Origin of the sequence: Brachybacterium subflavum (assembly GCF_009299795.1) — a bacterium.
Classification (GTDB): Bacteria; Actinomycetota; Actinomycetes; order Actinomycetales; family Dermabacteraceae; genus Brachybacterium; species Brachybacterium subflavum.
In genome coordinates this window covers 1-18,229 of sequence record NZ_VIGP01000005.1, presented here as the reverse complement: position 1 = coordinate 18,229, position 18,229 = coordinate 1, and the positions used below count along the sequence as shown (strand labels likewise).

At 70.6% G+C, this 18,229-nt stretch carries 17 protein-coding genes; 10 read left to right on the top strand and 7 right to left on the bottom strand.

Translation table 11 applies throughout. The features are described from left to right. Positions 1-100 precede the first annotated feature (100 nt). The 3 genes from FHG10_RS12465 to FHG10_RS12455 form a co-directional block, all read right to left on the bottom strand. Positions 101-1,252, bottom strand: coding sequence for a mannitol-1-phosphate 5-dehydrogenase (locus FHG10_RS12465; RefSeq protein WP_152353680.1), 1,152 nt, complete (start codon positions 1,250-1,252; stop codon positions 101-103). A gap of 6 nt (positions 1,253-1,258) precedes the next feature. Next, entirely contained in the window at positions 1,259-3,475 is a 2,217-nt protein-coding gene (locus FHG10_RS12460; RefSeq protein ID WP_152353679.1) for a PTS sugar transporter subunit IIA, read from the bottom strand. A 123-nt stretch (positions 3,476-3,598) separates the two neighbouring features. Continuing rightward, a complete protein-coding gene (locus FHG10_RS12455) occupies positions 3,599-4,126 on the bottom strand; it encodes a GtrA family protein (protein ID WP_152353678.1) in 528 nt (175 codons plus the stop codon). Positions 4,127-4,225: 99 nt separating this feature from the next. Here FHG10_RS12455 and FHG10_RS12450 point away from each other — a divergent pair, with 99 nt between their 5' ends. Beyond that, complete coding sequence (locus FHG10_RS12450; protein WP_152353677.1) at positions 4,226-5,029, top strand: hydroxymethylpyrimidine/phosphomethylpyrimidine kinase; 804 nt, start codon at positions 4,226-4,228, stop codon at positions 5,027-5,029. A gap of 28 nt (positions 5,030-5,057) precedes the next feature. Here the strand turns inward: FHG10_RS12450 and FHG10_RS12445 are convergent, their stop codons facing one another. Further along, positions 5,058-6,071, bottom strand: a complete 1,014-nt coding sequence (locus FHG10_RS12445) for a D-cysteine desulfhydrase family protein (RefSeq protein WP_152353676.1) — start codon at positions 6,069-6,071, stop codon at positions 5,058-5,060. A 2-nt stretch (positions 6,072-6,073) separates the two neighbouring features. After that, a complete protein-coding gene (locus FHG10_RS12440) occupies positions 6,074-7,426 on the bottom strand; it encodes a dicarboxylate/amino acid:cation symporter (RefSeq protein ID WP_227488232.1) in 1,353 nt (450 codons plus the stop codon). Between the two features lie 190 nt (positions 7,427-7,616). Here FHG10_RS12440 and FHG10_RS12435 point away from each other — a divergent pair, with 190 nt between their 5' ends. From FHG10_RS12435 to FHG10_RS12395, 9 genes are all read left to right on the top strand, one after another. Then, complete coding sequence (locus tag FHG10_RS12435; RefSeq protein WP_319803207.1) at positions 7,617-8,387, top strand: amino acid ABC transporter ATP-binding protein; 771 nt, start codon at positions 7,617-7,619, stop codon at positions 8,385-8,387. Between the two features lie 55 nt (positions 8,388-8,442). Further along, positions 8,443-9,414 carry a glutamate ABC transporter substrate-binding protein gene (locus FHG10_RS12430; RefSeq protein WP_152353675.1) on the top strand — a complete coding sequence of 324 codons (972 nt, stop codon included), beginning with the start codon at positions 8,443-8,445 and terminating at the stop codon, positions 9,412-9,414. 49 nt (positions 9,415-9,463) lie between these two features. Further along, on the top strand, positions 9,464-10,156 hold the full coding sequence (locus tag FHG10_RS12425) for an amino acid ABC transporter permease (protein ID WP_152353674.1): 693 nt from the start codon (positions 9,464-9,466) through the stop codon (positions 10,154-10,156). Then, the gene (locus FHG10_RS12420) at positions 10,153-10,995 is read left to right on the top strand and encodes an amino acid ABC transporter permease (protein ID WP_152353673.1); all 843 of its coding nucleotides are present in this window, start codon (positions 10,153-10,155) and stop codon (positions 10,993-10,995) included. Before FHG10_RS12425 ends, FHG10_RS12420 begins: the two co-directional genes overlap by 4 nt. Positions 10,996-11,089: 94 nt before the next feature. Continuing rightward, entirely contained in the window at positions 11,090-11,914 is an 825-nt protein-coding gene (locus FHG10_RS12415) for an ABC transporter ATP-binding protein (protein ID WP_152353672.1), read from the top strand. Then, a complete protein-coding gene (locus tag FHG10_RS12410) occupies positions 11,911-12,561 on the top strand; it encodes an ABC transporter permease (RefSeq protein WP_152353671.1) in 651 nt (216 codons plus the stop codon). The genes FHG10_RS12415 and FHG10_RS12410 overlap by 4 nt, the downstream gene beginning before the upstream one ends. After that, complete coding sequence (locus FHG10_RS12405) at positions 12,558-13,223, top strand: ABC transporter permease (protein ID WP_152353670.1); 666 nt, start codon at positions 12,558-12,560, stop codon at positions 13,221-13,223. Before FHG10_RS12410 ends, FHG10_RS12405 begins: the two co-directional genes overlap by 4 nt. Positions 13,224-13,278: 55 nt before the next feature. Continuing rightward, positions 13,279-14,265: an ABC transporter substrate-binding protein gene (locus FHG10_RS12400; RefSeq protein ID WP_152353669.1), complete on the top strand. Its 987-nt coding sequence runs from the start codon at positions 13,279-13,281 to the stop codon at positions 14,263-14,265. Continuing rightward, complete coding sequence (locus FHG10_RS12395) at positions 14,262-15,146, top strand: NAD(P)H-binding protein (protein WP_152353668.1); 885 nt, start codon at positions 14,262-14,264, stop codon at positions 15,144-15,146. Before FHG10_RS12400 ends, FHG10_RS12395 begins: the two co-directional genes overlap by 4 nt. Before the next feature lie 11 nt (positions 15,147-15,157). Here FHG10_RS12395 and FHG10_RS12390 read toward each other — a convergent pair whose 3' ends face one another. Both FHG10_RS12390 and FHG10_RS12385 read right to left on the bottom strand, forming a co-directional pair. After that, complete coding sequence (locus FHG10_RS12390; protein ID WP_152353667.1) at positions 15,158-16,099, bottom strand: SMP-30/gluconolactonase/LRE family protein; 942 nt, start codon at positions 16,097-16,099, stop codon at positions 15,158-15,160. Between the two features lie 51 nt (positions 16,100-16,150). After that, the gene (locus FHG10_RS12385) at positions 16,151-17,503 is read right to left on the bottom strand and encodes an MFS transporter (protein WP_152353666.1); all 1,353 of its coding nucleotides are present in this window, start codon (positions 17,501-17,503) and stop codon (positions 16,151-16,153) included. Positions 17,504-18,229: the final 726 nt, after the last annotated feature.

The window sequence follows — 18,229 nt, the reverse complement described above, 5'->3', positions numbered from 1 at the left end:
TTCGGGTACTCAGGGACGATATCGGACACCGATGGGGGCTGTCCTGGAGCCGGACGCCCACCGGTGTGCCCGCCGGATACCCCGGGGTTCGCCCGCCCGGTCAGAGGGCTGACTGCCTCTCGGTGATCCTCTCCCTGACCTGCGGGTACAGCGGATGGTCGGGCTCGAGCCCGGTGATCTCGGAGGTGGCGCCGTCGGAGTCCTGGGTACGCAGGATCTCCTGCAGCCGGTCCGCCTCCTCGTCGCCCTCCGGTATGAAGGCGAGGGCGGCGGCGAAGGAGTCCAGGAGACCCTGGGAGGCCATGTCGCGCTCGGCGAGCTCGGCGGCGGGGCCGATGATCCGGTCGTGCCGGGAGAGCTTGCGCAGGGGCGCGCGGCCCACGCGCTCGACGGGGTCGGGCAGGGCGCGGTTGTGGAAGCGGCCGAGCACCTTGGTGGCGTAGTCCTGCTGGGTCTGCGCGTCGAAGCCGTGCTTGGCGATGAGCAGCTCGGAGGTCTCGGCGAGCACCTCGCGCACCTTGGCCTCGACGGCCGGGTCCTCGATGGCGTCGGCGATGGTCGCGTGCCCGGCCCTCCAGCCGTGCCAGGCGGTGGTGACGTGGCCGGTGTTCACCGTGAACAGCTTCCGCTCGATGTAGGGGCCGAGGTCGTCCACCCAGGTCACGCCAGGGATGTCAGGCACGTTCCCGTCGAAGGGCGTGCGGTCCACGGCCCACTCGTGGAAGTCCTCGACGGTGACGTCGAGGCCCGCTGCGGGATCCTGGACGGGCACGATCCGGTCCACGGCGGTGTTCGCGAACAGCGCCCCGGCGTCGAGATCCTCGCCCTCGTAGCTCTTCCGGATCTCCTCCTCGAGAGTGTCCGTCGCGTTGATCGCGTTCTCGCAGGCCATCACGGCGACGCGGGGTGCGCCGGCCGGGCGCGCGGCGATCCCGGCCGCGATCGCCGGCGCCACGAACCGCAGGACGTGCACCCCCACGGCCGTGGTGACCACGTCGGCGGAGGCGATCTCACCGGTGAGGGTCTCGAGGTCCTTCCCCGAGTTGATGGCGCGGAAGCCGTCGACGACCGTCTCCGTCGGGTGCTGGCCGACGGTCCGCACGGTGTAGGAGTCCGCGGCGTCGAGGGAATCGATGAGCGCGTCGGCGACGTCCGCGAAGACCACCTCGTACCCGGCCTCGTGGAGCAGCAGCCCCACGAAACCGCGGCCGATGTTGCCGGCGCCGAAATGCACTGCCTTCTTGCTGGCCATACCGGATCAGTCCTTGTCCTCGGAGAAGATGTCCAGGATCTCCTGCGCGGTGGTCGCCTTCTCGAGGCGCTCCACCTGCGCGGGGTCGGAGAACGTCATGGCGACGTTCTGCAGCAGGGCGAGGTGCTCGTTGCCCACGCCCGCGATTCCCACGACGTAGTTCACGGGGTTGCCGTTCCAGTCGATCCCGTTCGGGTAGCGCACGAACGACATGGCCGAGCGGGAGATCGACTCCTTCGCCTCGTTCGTGCCGTGGGGGATCGCCAGCCCGTTGCCCATGAACGTCGAGACGGTCGCCTCGCGATCGTGCATCGCCCTCACGTACTCGGTATCGACCGCGCCCGCGCGGACCAGCAGGCCGCCGGCCTCGTCGATCGCGGCGTCGGCCGCACCGGCGCTTCCGTCGAGCACGATCGAGGAGGCCGAGAGGATCTCGGGCTCGGAGGCGACCGACGAGTCGCCGGTCGACGGAGCCTTCGAGGCAGCATCCGTCGGCTCGGCGCGGTGCGTGTTGGCGGAGCCCGCGGCGGCGCTCGCCCCGGCTCCGGCGACCGCCCCTGCCCCCTCCGCCGCACCCGCGCTGCCGGCTCCGGAGTCCTGGGCGGAGGCGCCATCGGACCCGGCCTGGTCAGCGGCCGACGCGTCGGTTGACGCCGCATCGGGGGTGTTGCGCTGCTCGACGAGCTCGACGACCTCGTCGTAGCGCGGCGAGTTCATGAACTGGTCGACGCTCACGTGGATCGCCGAGCCGGTGCGCTGGCGGGCGCGGTCCGTGAGCTCCTTCTGCGTGACGACCACGTCCCACTCGTCGTTCAGGCTCGAGATCGCCTTGTTGGTGACCTCGACGTCGTCGAAGCCGGCGGCGCGGACCTTCTTGCGCAGCACCGTCGCGCCCATCGCCGAGGAGCCCATGCCCGCGTCGCAGGCGAAGACGATCCGCTGGATCGGGCCGGTGTGCGACGAATCATCGGCAGCCGCCGCTGCGCCTGCCGCGCCGCCCTCCGCCGCGCCGCCGGTCAGGGCGCCCGCGACCGAGGACTTCTTGCCCTTCATCTGCTCCATCTTCGCTGTGGCCGAGGCGATGTCGCCGTCGTCCTGCTTGCCGATCTTCAGGAAGAGCATGGAGAGCACGAAGCTCACCGCTGCGGCGCCCAGCACCGCGAGGGCGATGCCCAGATAGGAGTCGCGCGCGGCCACGCCGAAGATCGCGAAGATCGACCCCGGCGACGCGGGCGCGATGAGACCGGTGCCGAAGGCCACGTTGATCGCGACGCCGGTCATGCCGCCGCCGATGGCAGCGAGGATCAGGATCGGCTTCATGAGCACGTACGGGAAGTAGATCTCGTGGATGCCGCCGAAGAACTGGATGAGGGCGGCGCCCGGGGCCGAAGCGCGCGCGGCGCCTCGGCCGAAGAAGGTGTAGGCGAGCAGGATGCCGACGCCCGGGCCGGGGTTCGCCTCGAGGAGGAACAGGACCGACTTGCCGCTCTGCGATGCCTGCGAGAGCCCCAGCGGGGTCAGCACGCCGTGGTTGATCGCGTTGTTGAGGAAGAAGACCTTCGCAGGCTCGATGAGGATCGACACGAGCGGGAGGAGATGCGCGTGCACCAGGGCCTCGACGCCGCTGGAGAGGAGGCTCATCAGGCCGTTGACGAGCGGTGCCAGTCCGAAGAAGCCGATCACCAGCATGATGAAGCCGAAGATGCCGGCCGAGAACATGTTCACGAGCATCTCGAAGCCGGCGGGGATGTGGTCCTGCCACAGCCGGTCGAGCTTCTTCATGAGCCATGCGGCGAGCGGCGCCATGATCATCGCGCCGATGAACATGTGGACCTGGCCCAGCTCGGTGTAGTCGGCGGCGTCCTTGCCGGCGGCCACCCACTGCTTGAGCATCTCGGCGTTGTCCTGGGCGATCAGCCAGTCGGAGCCGGCGATCACGCCCATGGTCGCGATGACACCCACGACTGCGCCGCGTGCCTCGTAGACCATCCGCCCGCCGGTGTTCGCGATGAGCAGCGGCAGCAGATAGTGGATCATCGGCGTCGTTGCGCTCTCGAGAGCGGCGTTCGGGGTCCAGCCGTCAGCGATGAAGAACGCGGTGAGGATGCCCCAGGCGATGAGCGCCGGGATGTTCGGCATCACCATGTTCGACAACGAGGTGCCGACCTTCTGCAGGACCACGCGCGGGTTGAACCCGCTCTTGGCCTCGGTTGTTGTAGTCATGACTGTCCTCATCGACGCCCCGGGGCGGGAAAGGTCGCAACCCGGGTGGGCGGAGCGGCGTGCCGGTGGAACGCCGAGGCCGACGCGGAGGATGTCCGCCGGTCTGCCTGGATTCTAGGACGGTCAGCGGTCCTGCAGGGAGCCGCTGCGCTCCTCCGGGGCGACACCGGCGTCCTCGCGCGCCGTCCCGTGGCCGTGCGGGAACACGAATCGCCCGTAGGTGAGATATCGGAAGGTGGTCGAGACCACCTGTCCGATGAGGGTCCCGGAGACGTTGTCCGCGAGCGCGGAGTCGAGCCCCAGCACATACCGCGAGAAGCCCAGGCAGGCAAGCTGCAGGGCGGAGGCGAGCACGTTCAGGCCCACGAACATGAGGATCGAGCGGGCGGTGCGCGGGCTCGGCCGGTCGCGATAGGTCCACAGCCGGTTGCCCAGGTAGGTGAGGGACGAGGCCGCCACGATCGTGAGCACCTTCGCGCTGATCGGGTGCGCGTGCAGCAGCCCGTGCCCCCAGCCGCTTGCGGGGGACCAGAAGACGAGCAGGTTGTAGAGGGCGGCGTCGATGAGGAAGACGAGGCCGCCCACGGTGAGGAACTTCAGGCTCGGACCCAGATGCCGGGCCCAGAGCCCGTCCGATGCTGATCCGGGCACCCCTGCACACTATCGGCCGGGTCGTAGAGTGGGCGATCGCCCGTTCCCCGTCGGCCGCGCCACACCCGCGCCGCCGACCCCAGCATCCGGAGGCTCACCATGGTCCACGTCGCCCTCGCCATCGCCGGCTCCGAGGCCACCGGAGGCGCGGGCGCGCAGACCGACATCAAGACCTTCCACCAGCTCGGAGTCTTCGGCAGCGTGGCCCTGACCTGCATCGTCAGCTTCGATCCGCAGGACGGCTGGGCGCACCGCTTTGTGCCGATCGCGCCGCGGACGATCGCCGACCAGATCGAGTCGAGCACCGCCGTGCACGAGGTCGACGCGGTGAAGCTCGGCATGCTCGGCACCCCGGAGACGATCGACGTGGTCGCGGGCGCGCTCGCCGAGCACGACTTCCCCCACGTGGTGCTCGACCCGGTGATGATCTGCAAGGAGGGCGAGGGCGACACCCCGGCCCGCGCCACGGACGACGCGCTGATGGAGAGGATCCTCCCGCGCGCCACCTTCGTCACCCCGAACCTGGGGGAGACCCGGATCCTCGCGGGCACCGGGCCCGTCGAGACCCTCGAGGACCTGACCGCCGCGGCCCGCGCGATCCACGAGCGCTGGGGCGTCACCGTGCTCGCCAAGGGCGGCGTCGAGCTCCGGGGCGAGGACGCCGTGGACGTCTTCGTCGACGACGAGCGCGAGGTCGTGCTGCGCAGCCCCAAGATCGGCGAGCACCGCGTCTCCGGCGCGGGCTGCACGCTCGCCGCGGCCGTCACCGCGGAGCTCGCCAAGGGCTCCGACGCACTCGATGCAGCGCGCACCGCGAAGCGCGTCGTCACCAGCGCGATCGAGCACCGCCAGCACGGCCGCGCCCCGTTCGACGCCGTCTACCAGGGCTTCTACCGCCCCTGATGGGCCGAAGGGCGATGGGCCGACGGGCTCAGGCGAAGGCCGCGGTGCGGGCGAACAGGCCCGGCACGCCCCCGGAGTGCATGAGCACGACGCTCCGGTCGGGACCGAGCTCGCCGCTGCGGATCCGCGCGACCAGCCCCGCCGCGGCCTTGCCCGTGTAGACGGGGTCGAGCACGAGCCCCTCGGTGCGCGCGAACAGCCGCAGCGCCTCGACCATGCCGGGCGTGGGCAGCGCATACCCCGGGCCGACGAAGTCGCCGAGACCGACGATCTTCTTGCGCGGCACCTCGGGCAGGCCCAGCAGCTGCGTGACCTCTCTCGTGAGCGCCATGATCTTCGGCTCCTGCTCCTCGCGCGGGCGGCTGACGTTGATGCCGACCACGTCGATCCCGCTGCCCGCGGCGTGCAGCCCGGCGACCAGCCCCGCCTGCATCCCGGCGGAGCCGCTCGGCGTCACGATCGTCTCGACCTCCAGTCCCTTCTCCTGGATCTGGTGCAGCAGCTCGTCGGCCGCATCGACGTAGCCGAGCGCGCCCAGCGCGTTCGAGCCGCCGATCGGGATCACGTACGGGCGGGCGCCGCTCGCCTCGAGCTCCCGGGCGATCTCCTCCATGCGGGCGCCCAGGTCGGCGCCGTGCGGGTGGACCTCGACGCGCTCCGCGCCGAGGAGGTCGAACAGGAAGTGGTTGCCCGTGTCCTCCGGCGGGTTCCCGCCGGGCGCGGCCTCGCCGCCCGGCCCCAGGTCCTCCTCGAGCACGAGATGGCAGGCGAGGCCCTCGACGCGGGAGGCGGCCAGGGTGAGCCGGCAGTGGTTGGACTGCACCCCGCCGGCCGTGACCAGGGTGTCGGCACCGCGGGCCAGCGCGTCGGCGACGAGGAACTCGAGCTTGCGGGTCTTGTTCCCGCCCAGGGTCAGGCCCAGCAGGTCGTCGCGCTTGACCCAGATCTGCGGTCCGCCGAGCTCGGCGCTCAGGCGCTCGAGGTGCTGCAGCGGGGTGGGGCCGTCGGTGTACCGGCGGCGGGGGAGGGAGGCGAGGTCCATGGTCATTCCGTTCGTGCGTCGGCGAGGTCTGCTGCGGCGGATTCGGCCGCGTCGGGATCGGGGCCCGCCTGCTCGTCGGGCTGGTCCATCCAGTCCTTCCCGTCGAGGACGCGCGCGACGAGCATGCTGCTCGCCTGGTCGCCCACGGCGTTCACGGTGGTCGCCGGCGGGTCGATGACGGTGCCGATGATCTGGATGATCGGCAGCGCGGAGGCGGGGAAGCCGTAGAGCGTGATGATCATCAGCTCGCCGATGAACCCGCCCGAGGGGATCCCGGCCATCACCATGCCCGAGAGCAGGGCGACGGCGATCGCGATGAGGATGTTCGAGGGCGTGAGGAAGTCCCGCTGGAAGACCGCGAACAGGAAGGCGATCTTGAGGATGGCGCTCAGCGAGGAGCCCTCCATGTGGATCGTCGCCCCGATCGGGACGATCGTCTCGCGCACGTCCCGCGGCACGCCGATCCTCTCGCCGGCCCTCAGGTTCGCGGGGATCGCCGCGACCGACGAGGAGGTGCCGAGCGACACCGCTGCGGGCTCCAGGATGTGCGTCCAGAACCGCGTCACGCCGCGCCTGCCGCCGGCGAGGAAGGAGTAGAGGGTGAAGGCGAGCAGGAAGTAGAGGATCGCGACCGGGTAGTAGACGAGGAAGGCGCGCAGGTAGTCGCCCACGAGCTGCGCGCCCAGCTCACCGATGAGCGCCGCGAAGTACGCGCCCAGGCCGATGGGGGCGTAGTACATGATGATCGAGGTGAACTTCAGGAACACCTCGGACCCGGAGCTGAGGAACCGTGCGAACGGCGCGCCCTTCTCGCCGATGCCCGACGTCGCGATCCCCACCAGCACCGCGAAGACGATGAGCGCGAGCATGTGCTCGGACGAGAGGATCTTCGAGAAGTCGTCGACCACGAAGGTCTGCACGAGCTGATCGCCGATCGAGCCGACGTCCTCGGTCTTCTCGGGCTGCGTGAGCTCGACCTGCACGCCCTCGGTGGGCCGGAACACCGCGAGCGCCGCGATCATGAGCAGCGAGGCGACGATCCCGGTCGCGGCGAAGATCGCGAGCATCGCGCCGAGGATCTTCCCGAGGCGCTTGACCGAGGACATGCCCGCCACCGCGGAGGCGATCGAGAAGAACACGAGCGGCACCACGAGCGTGAACATCATGTTCACGAACAGCGTGCCGAAGGGCTTCAGCACGCTCGCGCGCTCGCCGAGGACGAGGCCGACGACCGCGCCGATGACGACCCCGGCGAGGATGGCCAGGGGGAAGCGGTAGCTGCGCAGCAGGCGCCGGGCCCGCGAGGGCGGGGCCGACGACGGGGACACGGCGGTGCGGGGATCGGGGGAGGGCACGCTCTCGGCCTTTCGGATGCGGTGCGCGCGGAGGCGCTGTGTGGCGGTCCGTGGCACCCTACGCGGTGGCCCGCGCGGACCCGTGCATGCGCCGGTGACCAGCGCCGCGAGCGGTCACGAGAGCGCATCGATCCCACCGTGCGGGCCGGATCGCGTGGACAGAATGCCCGGATCAGGGAATGCTTCCCGCATGAGCGAACACAGCCCGGGCAGCCCGTCGGGCGCCGAGCCCGTGATCTCGGTGCGCGGCGTCGACAAGCACTTCGGCGACTTCCAGGCCCTCAAGGACATCGACCTCGACATCCACCGCGGCGAGGTCGTCGCGCTCATCGGCGCCTCCGGCTCCGGCAAGTCCACGCTGTGCCGCTGCATCAACCGTCTGGAGACCATCAGCGCCGGTGAGATCCGCATCGACGGCGAGCCCCTCCCGGAGGAGGGGCGGGACCTGGCGCGCCTGCGCAGCGACGTCGGCATGGTCTTCCAGTCCTTCAACCTCTTCCCCCACCTGCGCGCCGTCGACAACGTGACCCTCGGCCCGACGAAGGTCCGCGGAGTCTCGAAGTCCGAGGCCACGAAGGAGGCGATGGACCTGCTGGCCCGCGTGGGCCTCACCGGCAAGGAGCACAGCCTGCCCGCGGCGCTCTCCGGCGGCCAGCAGCAGCGCGTCGCGATCGCCCGCGCGCTCGCCATGAAGCCCAAGGCCATGCTGTTCGACGAGCCCACGTCGGCCCTGGACCCCGAGGTCATCAACGAGGTCCTCGACGTGATGACCGAGCTCGCCGAGGCCGGCATGACGATGCTCGTGGTCACCCACGAGATGGGCTTCGCCCGCCGGGTCTGCGATCGCGTCGTCTTCATGGACGCCGGCGAGATCGTCGAGCAGGGCGAGCCCGAGCAGTTCTTCACCGCCCCCGAGTCCCAGCGCGCCAAGGACTTCCTCTCGAAGATCCTGCCGCACTGAACCCGCGCGACCGATCCCTCCATCCCCGATCCCGTTCCCGACGAAGGAGAACCCGATGACCTCCACCAGCATCCGCCCCGGCCGCCGCGCCGTGGTCGCCGCCGCGGCCGCCCTCCCGATCGGCGCCGCGCTCGCCGCCTGCTCCTCCGACTCCGACGACGCCCCGTCGCTCGGCGGCGGCAGCGACGACGGCGGCGCGTCCTCCGCCTACGACGGCGTCATCGCCGGCGGCCCCGTCGCCGAGGACGCCGACGTGCAGAAGAGCGCCTGGGCGAAGAAGATCAAGGACGCCGGCAAGCTCACCCGCGGCGGCACCACCGCCAACCAGGTGTTCTCCCTCATCGACCCCTCGACGAACAAGGTCACGGGCTTCGATGCGGGCATCACCCAGCTGCTCGCGCGCTACATCCTGGGCGACGGCGGCGAGGAGAAGGTCGACTATGTGGACACCACCGTCGACACCCGCGAGAAGCTCGTCCAGAACAGCTCCGTGGACTGCGTGATCGCGACCTACTCGATCACCCCCGAGCGCATGGACCTCATCGACTTCGGCGGCCCCTACTACCTCTCGGGCACCGCCATCCAGGTGCGCACCGAGGACAAGGACTCGATCACCGGGCCCGACGACCTCACCGGCAAGAAGCTCGTCACCCAGTCGAACTCGACCGGCATCCAGGCCATCGAGGAGCACGTGAAGGATCCGGGGAAGACGGAGACCCTCGCGGACAACGAGTCCTGCGTCGCCGCCCTCAAGCAGAAGCGCGTCGACGCCTACGTGCTCGACCAGGGCGTGCTGCTGGGGAACTCGAAGGCGGACCCGTCGGTCACCGTCGTCGGCGAGCCCTTCACCGAGGACCCCTACGGCATCGGTCTGAACAAGGACGCGGGCGGCCTCGACTTCGTCAACGGCTTCCTCAAGGCGATCGAGGACGACGGCACCTGGAAGAAGCTCTACGAGGCCACCATCGGCCAGGTCATCGAGGACGAGACGCCCGAGCCCCCGACCATCGGCGACCTGCCCTCCTGATCCGCGGGGAGCCGACCACGGTCCGACGGAGGAGCGACGGAGGGACGCCATGCAGATCATCCTCGACAACATCCCGCTGCTGCTGCAGGGGATCGGCACCACGATCGCGCTCACGGTGCTCGGATACGCCTTCGCGCTGATCCTGGGCACCGCGCTCGCGGTGTGCAGGGTCAGCCCGATCCCGCCGCTGCGCTGGGCCGCCACCGTGTACGTGGAGATCTTCCGCAACATCCCGCTGCTGAGCCTGCTGATCCTGCTGGCCTTCGGCCTGCCGGATGCCGGCGTGCTGCTGCCCTACTTCTGGTGCGGGGTCGCGGGGCTGACGCTCTCCGGCGCGGCCTTCGTGTGCGAGAACATCCGCTCGGGCATCAACACCGTCCCGATCGGCCACGCCGAGGCCGCCCGCTCGATCGGGCTGGGCTTCTTCGGGGTGCTGCGCTACGTGGTGCTCCCGCAGGCCTTCCGCACGATGGTGCAGCCGCTCGTGAACGTGTTCATCGCGACCGTCATCGGATCCTCGCTGTGCGCGGCGATCTCCGTCGTCGAGATCACCTACGTCACCCAGCAGCTGAACATCGCCTCCGCGCAGGCAGTGCTGCTGTTCCTGGTCGCGGGCGCCCTGTACCTCGCGCTCTCGCTGGGCGTGGCCTACCTCGGACGACGCGTCGAGAGGGCGGTCGCCCCGGGCGGCTCGCGCCCGATGCGCACCGCCGACAGGCTCCAGGGGGCGGCGCAGGCATGAGCACCACGAGCACCTCCGCCACCCAGGTCCTCTTCGACGCCCCCGGCCCACGGGGCCGTCGGCGGATCCTGCTGATCTCGATCGTCTCCTCCCTCGGGATCCTCGCGCTGATCGCCCTGGGCCTGTGGCAGTTCCAGCGCAACGGCCAGCTCGCGGCCGACAAATGGCTGCCCTACCTGCGCCGCGACTACATCGCGTTCCTCGGCAAGGGCCTGATGGGAACCCTCGAGGCGACGGCCGTCGCCGCCGTCATCGCCTTCCCCTTCGGGCTCGTCCTGGCCCTGGGGCGGATCTCGCGGGCGCGGGCCCTCAGTGCGATCTCCGCGGTGTGGATCGAGTTCTTCCGCGGCATCCCGATGCTGCTGGTCGTCTACGCGTTCCTGCTGGCGCTGCCCGCCTACGGCGTGAACCTGCCGCGCTTCTGGATGCTCGTGGTGCCGATGATCCTGGTGAGCTCCGCGAGCACCGCGGAGGTGTTCCGCGCGGGCATCGGGGCGGTGGACCGCGGCCAGGACGAGGCGTCGTCCGCGATCGGGCTCTCCCGCGGTCAGACCATGCGCTACGTGATCCTGCCGCAGGCCGTGCGCCTCGTGCTGCCGAGCCTGATCCTCGCCCTGGTGAGCCTGCTCAAGGACTCGACCCTCGGCTTCGTGGTGAGCTACAACGAGCTGCAGTTCCAGGGCAAGACGATGGTCTCCATCACCCGCTTCCTGGTGCAGACCTACGTGGTCGTCTCGGTGATCTACATCGTGCTCAACTTCCTGCTCACCAAGGCCGCCGGCCTCCTCGAGCGGCGCATGCGGCGCCGCGCGGCCGAGGGGACCGGACGATCGCGCTGACCGTGTCCCGTTCGCACCGGCCACTGCGGTGGCGTAGTGTCGGGCGCGCACGTCTCGAACATCTGTACGACGACCCCCGCGCTGGGAGGCGGCCGTGATCCGATTCGACCACGTCGGGAAGACCTATCCCGGCGGCACGACCGCCGTGGGGGACTTCTCCCTCACCATCGACTCCCATGCGAGCGTGGTGCTCGTGGGCACCAGCGGCTCCGGCAAGACGACGCTCATGCGGATGGTGAACCGCATGGTCGACCCGACCTCGGGCCGCGTCCTCATCGACGATGAGGACGTCGCCGGCATGGACCCCGTGAAGCTGCGCCGCAGCATCGGATACGTCATGCAGGCCTCCGGGCTGCTCCCGCACCGCACGGTCGCCGAGAACGTCGCGACCGTCCCCCTCCTCGAGGGCGTCTCCCGGCGACGGTCCCGTTCCCGGGCGCTGGCCCTCCTGGAGATGGTGGGCCTCGACCATCGCCTCGGCGACCGCTATCCCTCGCAGCTCTCGGGCGGGCAGCAGCAGCGCGTGGGCGTCGCCCGGGCTCTCGCCTCGGACCCGAACATCCTGCTCATGGACGAGCCCTTCGGCGCCGTCGACCCCATCGTCCGCGCCGAGCTGCAGAAGGAGCTGCTGCGCCTGCAGAGCGAGCTCGGCAAGACCATCCTCTTCGTCACCCACGACATCGACGAGGCCTTCCTCATCGGCGAGCAGGTGGTGATCCTGCGCCCCGGCGGCGAGATCGCCCAGCAGGGCACCCCGGCGGAGATCCTCGCCGATCCGGCCGACGAGTTCGTCGAGTCGTTCGTGGGAAGCGGCGCCGGCAAGCGCGCTCTGCACGTGGACGAGGTCAGCGGCCAGCAGGTCGTCCTCGACGCGGGCGACCGGCCCGTCGGCGTCCTGCGCGAGGGATCCGGCTCGTGAGCTGGGTGCTCGCGAACCTCCCGCTGCTGGCCGAGCGCCTGCTCGCCCACGTGGGGCAGGCGATCCCGCCGATCGTGCTGGCCTTCGTGCTCGCGATCCCGATCGCGAAGCTCGCGAACTCCCGCGGGTGGCTGCGCGGCGGCCTCACGGCCGGTGCGGGCCTGCTCTACGCAGTGCCGTCGCTGCCGCTGTTCATCGTGCTGCCGATCGTCCTGGGCACCGGCATCCGTTCCACGGTCAACATCATCGTCGCCCTCACCATCTACGGCCTCGCGCTCATGGTGCCCAGCGCCTCGGAGGCCCTGCGCGCGGTCAGCCGCGACACGCTGCAGTCGGCGACCGCGCAGGGCTACGCGCCGTTCGCGCGGTTCCTCCGGGTCGAGCTGCCGCTCGCGGGTCCGGCCCTGGTCGCGGGGCTGCGCGTGGTCGCGGTGAGCACGGTCTCCCTGGTCACCGTGGGCGGCGTGCTCGGCGTGCCCAGCCTGGGGATGCTCTTCATCGACGGGTTCCAGCGCAGCATCACCGCGGAGATCCTCGCCGGCATCGTGCTCACCGCGGCCCTCGCGATCGCCCTGGACCTGCTGATCATGCTCGGGGGCCGGCTCGCACTGCCCTGGTCCCGCGTGCGCGGGGAGGGGGTCCGATGAGCCAGCTCCTCGAGTCCTTCTCCTGGCTCGCAGACCCCACCCGCTGGTCAGGGGCCGACGGCATCCCCACCCGCCTGCTCGAGCACCTCTGGTACACGGCGCTCGGCGTGGTGGTCGCCGCCGTCATCGCGGTGCCGATCGGTCTGATGGTGGGCCACACGGGCCGCGGCCGCGGGATCGTCGTCGCGCTCAGCGGCGCCGCGCGCGCCCTGCCCACGCTGGGCCTCATCACCCTGTTCGGGCTGTGGCTCGGTATCGGGCTGAGGGCCCCGATCCTCGCGTTCGTGGTCCTCGCGATCCCGTCCCTGCTCGCGGGCGCCTACTCCGCGGTCGAATCCGTCGACCCGCGCACCGTCGATGCCGCTCGCGCCCAGGGCATGACCGAATGGCAGATCCTCTCCCGCGTCGAGGTGCCGCTCGGGCTGCCGCTGCTGATCTCCGGCTTCCGCCTCGCGATCGTGCAGGTCGTGGCTACCGTCATGCTCGCCTCGTACATCGGCAACGGCGGCCTCGGCCGCTTCATCTTCCTGGGTCTCCAGCTGCAGGACTATCCGCAGATGCTCGCGGGGTCCATCCTGGTGGTCGCCCTCGCGCTCGTCCTCGACGTGGCGCTGCGCCTCCTCGAACGCCTCCTCGCGCCGCGCGGAGCCGCCCGGGACTGAGACCCCGCCCCGAGAACGCCACCCCGACCTCCGTCCCATCCATCGAGGAGTCTCCATGACCCATCGCCGCCACCTCCCCGCCCGCAGCCCGATCACCACGACCGGCCCCGTCGTCGGCCGCCGCAGCCTCGCCGCCCTCGCGGGCACGGGGATCGTCGCCCTCGGCGCCGCCGCCTGCTCGAACGACGACCCGCTGAAGAGCGACTCGGGCTCGGGCTCCGGCGGGTCCGACGGCGGCGGCAGCGGCGAGATCGTCGTCGGCTCCCAGCAGTACTACTCGAACGAGATCATCGCCGAGCTCTTCGCCCAGGCCCTCGAGGGCTCGGGGGCGACCGTGAAGCGGCAGTTCCAGATCGGCCAGCGGGAGGTCTACGTGCCCGAGCTGCAGAAGGGCACGATCGACGTGATCCCCGAGTACCTCGGGAACCTGCTGCAGTACCTCGACGAGTCCGCCGCGAAGGGCACGGCCGACGACCTCGCGAAGGGTCTCGAGAAGGCGCTCGACGACGGCCTGCGCGCCCTGCCCTACGCCGGGGCCACGGACCAGGACTCCTACACGGTCACCAAGGACTTCGCCTCGCAGAACTCGCTCCAGGAGATCGGCGACCTCGCCGGGATCGGCGACCTGAAGATCGCCGCGAACCCCGAGTTCGAGGAGCGCCCCTACGGCCCCAAGGGCGCCAAGAGCGACTACGGCGTGGACATCACCGTGGTGCCCGTCTCCGACTCCGGCGGCCCGCTCACCCTGAAGTCCCTCATGGACGGCAAGGTGCAGGTCGCCGACCTCTACACGTCCGATCCCGCGATCGTGAAGAACGACCTGGTCCCGCTCGAGGACCCGAAGGTCATGGTGCTGCCCGAGAACGTCGTCCCGATCGTCTCGTCCAAGGTGGGCGACGACGGCGCCGCCGCCATCAAGAAGGTCACCGACGCGCTCAGCACCGACGAGCTGATCGCGCTGAACACGCGCAGCGTCGACGAGAAGGCCGATTCCGCGACCATCGCGAAGGCCTGGCTGAAGGACAAGGGCATCGCGAAGTGAGCGGATCCGGCGCCGGTGCCCGCAGGATCGGCATCACCGGGGCGAGCGGGCACATCGGGGGTCGCGTCGCGGAGCTCCTGGTCGACCGCCCCGGCGCCGATCAGCTGCGGCTGATCGTCCGGGACCCCGCGCGGGCCCCGCGCCCGGCGGGAGGTGAGGGCGCCGAGATCGCGGTCGCGCAGTTCGGCGACGGCGACGCCTGCCGGGCCGCCTTCGCGGGCCTCGACGCCCTGCTGCTGGTCTCCGCCGGGGAGGCCGACGACCGCGTCGCCCAGCACCGGACCGCCGTCGCCGCGGCGGCCGACGCGGGCGTGCGCCACCTCGTCTACACCTCGTTCACGGGCGCCTCGGCCGACGCCGAGTTCACGCTCGCGCGGGATCACGGCGCCACCGAGGACGCGATCCGCGAGGCGGCCGCGCGCACGGGCATGACCTGGACCTTCCTGCGCGACGACTTCTACCTCGACGTGCTGCTGCCCTGGGCGGGGGAGGACCGCACGCTGCGCGGGCCCGCGGGCGAGGGCCGCTGCGCCTTCGTCGCCCGCGAGGACGTCGCGCAGGTCGCCTCCCGCGTGCTCCTCGACCCCCGCGCATGGGCGGACACCGCCCTGGAGGTCACCGGAGCCGAGGCCCTCACCCTCGCCGAGGCGGCCGAGCGCCTCTCCGCCGCGACCGGCGAGGCCTTCGCCTATGTCGACGAGACCATGGACGAGGCGCGCAGGTCCCGTGCCCCCTACGGCGCCCCGGACTGGCAGGTCGACGCGTGGATCAGCACGTACACGGCGATCGCCTCGGGCGAACTCGCCGCGGTCAGCGAGGACGTGCGGCAGGTGCTCGGCCGTGACCCGCTGCGCCTGGAGGACGTCGTCGCCCACGGGTGAGGACCGCGTGATCAGCGGGCCCCGCGCGCATGCGCGTCCCGTGCCCGCGTACGGATCCGGTAGAGGCTCGTCGAGCCGCAGATGTACAGGGTCCGCCCGTCGGCCCCTCCGAAGCAGCAGTTCGCGACCTTCTCCGGGACGGGGATCTTTCCCAGGCGCGAGCCGTCGGGCGCGAAGACCTGGATGCCCGTCGCGGAGGAGGACCACACGTTGCCGTCCTCGTCCACACGGAAGCCGTCGGGCAGCCCGGGGCCGACCTCGACGAACGTGCGCCCGTTCTTCGCGTGCCGCCCGCCCAGCAGGTCGTAGGCGTGGATCGCGTGCCCGCCGGGCCGCTCGGGGTCCGGGTGGTCGCGGTCGGGCGGATCGATCGAGGAGTCCGAGACGTACAGGACCGACTCGTCGGGCGAGAAGGCGATCCCGTTGGGTGCCTCGACGTCGATGACGACGGGCGTGAGCGTGCCGTCGGCCGGATCGAAGCGGAAGACGTACCTGTCCCCGTACTCCTCCTCGCCCGCATGCCCCTCGACGGGCCGCTTGATCCCGTAGGACGGATCGGTGAACCAGATCGTGCCGTCGGACTTCACGACCACGTCGTTCGGGGAGTTGAGCCGGGCTCGCCCGAAGCGATCGACGAGGACGTCGGGGGCGTAGGGGGTGGACGGATCGTCGGAGGATCCCGTGCGGTCGATCTGCACCGCGCGGCGGCCGTGCGAGCACTCGATGATCGCGCCGTCGAGCGCGACGGTCCGGCCGTTGGTGAACTCGGCCGCGCCCGTGACCTGGCGTGTCACGCCGGCGTCCTCGTCGAACTCGAGGACCTGGTTGCCGGGGATGTCGCTGAAGCGCAGCACGCCGCGCGCGGCGATCCAGGCGGGGCCCTCGGTCCAGGTGAAGCCGTCGGCGACCTTCTCGAGGCGCGCGTCGGGGTCGAAGAGATCTGAGGCGGTCATGAGGTGCTCTCCTCCAGGGGGTCGGGGGCGTGGTTCACGCGGCGCGGCGGCTCATGCGGCGCGCGGTGCATCGGGGAGGTCGCGGCGTGCGACGCGGACGGTCTCGGTGATCCGCGCGAGCGGGATGAACCCGAGCAGGCAGATCGCCGCGAGGATGACGTAGTGCCAGGTGAAGCCGAGGTGCGTGATGACCACGCCGGACACCGCCGAGGCGAAGATCCCGGAGACTCCCAGGGCCACGCCGATCATGATCCCCAGCGCCGTGCCGGCGGCCCGCGGCACCGAGTCGACCAGCAGCGCGTAGACCACGGGGAACGGCGCGTTCCGGAACAGGCCCCACGCCAGCAGGATGATCCACGCCGTGATCACGTCGTGGATGAGGATCATCGCGAGGAGCGTGCCCGTCCACCCCAGGATCAGGAAGGCGATCGAGAACTTCCTGCCCAGACGGTCCGAGAGCGTCCCCCACACGACCTGGCCGATCCAGCCCGTCAGGCCCGAGGCGCCGGAGACCAGGATCGCCTGCGAGGTGTCCATCCCGATCCCCTTGAACTGCGTGGTCAGGAACGTGACGACCCCGGCCTCGCCCCACAGGAACAGGAAGCACAGCACCACGGCCCAGCGCACGTTCGCATGGCGAAGCGCCTCGCGCACAGGGCCCCAGAGGCCGGCCGCGCTGCGGTCGGTGAGCTGGGGCAGCGGGGGAGTCTGCCCCCTCTCCTCGATCTTCCGATAGAGGGTGGCCTGGTTCCGCCGCCTGCCCAGGAACGCCTGGCCGATGATGATCGGGATGCCGAGCAGCGGGATCACCAGGAACGCCGTCGCCCAGTTCCCCGAGCCGAGCACGATCGCGATGAGCGCACCGGCGAGGAACTGCCCGATGGGGAAGCCGGTGTGGTGGACGCCGACGGCGAATCCGCGGTGCTCCTTGGGCCACCACTCCGCGACGATCGCGACGTTCACGGGCTCCGACCCGCCGCGGCTGATGCCCATCGGGATGCGCAGCAGCAGGAACGCCAGGAAGCTCCCGGCGAGGCCGAAGGTGAGGGCGCCGCCGATGATCGCGAGCAGCATCGCGATGTTCCACGTCCACGTGCGCCGGTAGCCGGAGCCGATCCGGTCGGAGAGGTAGCCGAACACGATGCCGCCGGCGACGAGCCCCGCGAAGTACACCGAGTTGATGAGTCCCGCCTGCTCCGGCGAGAGCCCGAACTCCTGCGAGACCTCCGGCAGCACCGCGGGGAGGATCTGATGATCGACCGAGGTCATGAGGATGGCGACCGTGGTGAGCAGCAGCATCCACCACGAGATCGCGGGTGCGCGCGGCACCAGGCGGTGGGTGCCGGGGTTGATCCCGGCGGAGTCCGCATCGGCGGGTTGGGTCGGACCGTGAGAGGCAGTCATGAGCGCTCCTTCGCACCTCAGGGCCGCGTCGTCGCGGCGTCCCTGCCATGGTTCGATCGCTAGTGTGATGTGGATCCTATAGGGAGTCAAGGGGTGTCTCGTAGGGCCGACGGAGGGTGTGGTGGCGTGCGGCCGGGAGGTGCTGGGTAGTGCGCGGCGGGCCGGTCGTGCCCGGCGAGGACGTTCGAAGCGGACGTGAGTCCATCACGAGGGAAGGTGCGGCGAGCGAGGCGAGAGGCGGACGGAGCTATAGGATCGGCGGCTTTCGTGAGGGGTGTGGGTGTGTGGCGTGGCGTGGGGCCGGGGTGAGCACCGCCGTAGGGGTGGGTGGGGGTCTCGCCGATGCATCGGGTGACGGGTGTATCGGTTCCTCCACAAGGGTGGTTTATCCACGAGATTATCCACTTTCCGGTGGCCCGGAGCGATGGGATGGAGAATCTTCCCAGATGTATCCACATTCTTCGCTCGGGCCTGGTGTTCTGGGGTGCCGCGGGATAGAATCGGACATATCGATCGGGTGGTCGGGATTGTGGCTTCCGTGGTGAGGCTGACGGATTCTGGCCGCGGTCCCGACATTTGTTTTCCTGTGCTTTCTGTGGTCGCGGGGATCTGGATTCTCTGAAAGGGGGTGTGTGGTGTGAGTGCGGTGGAGCAGCCGGAGTCGCAGGGGTCTTTGGACCTGCCTGGTGACGTGTCGTCGGGGTCGGCGTTCGCGGTGCTGGATGA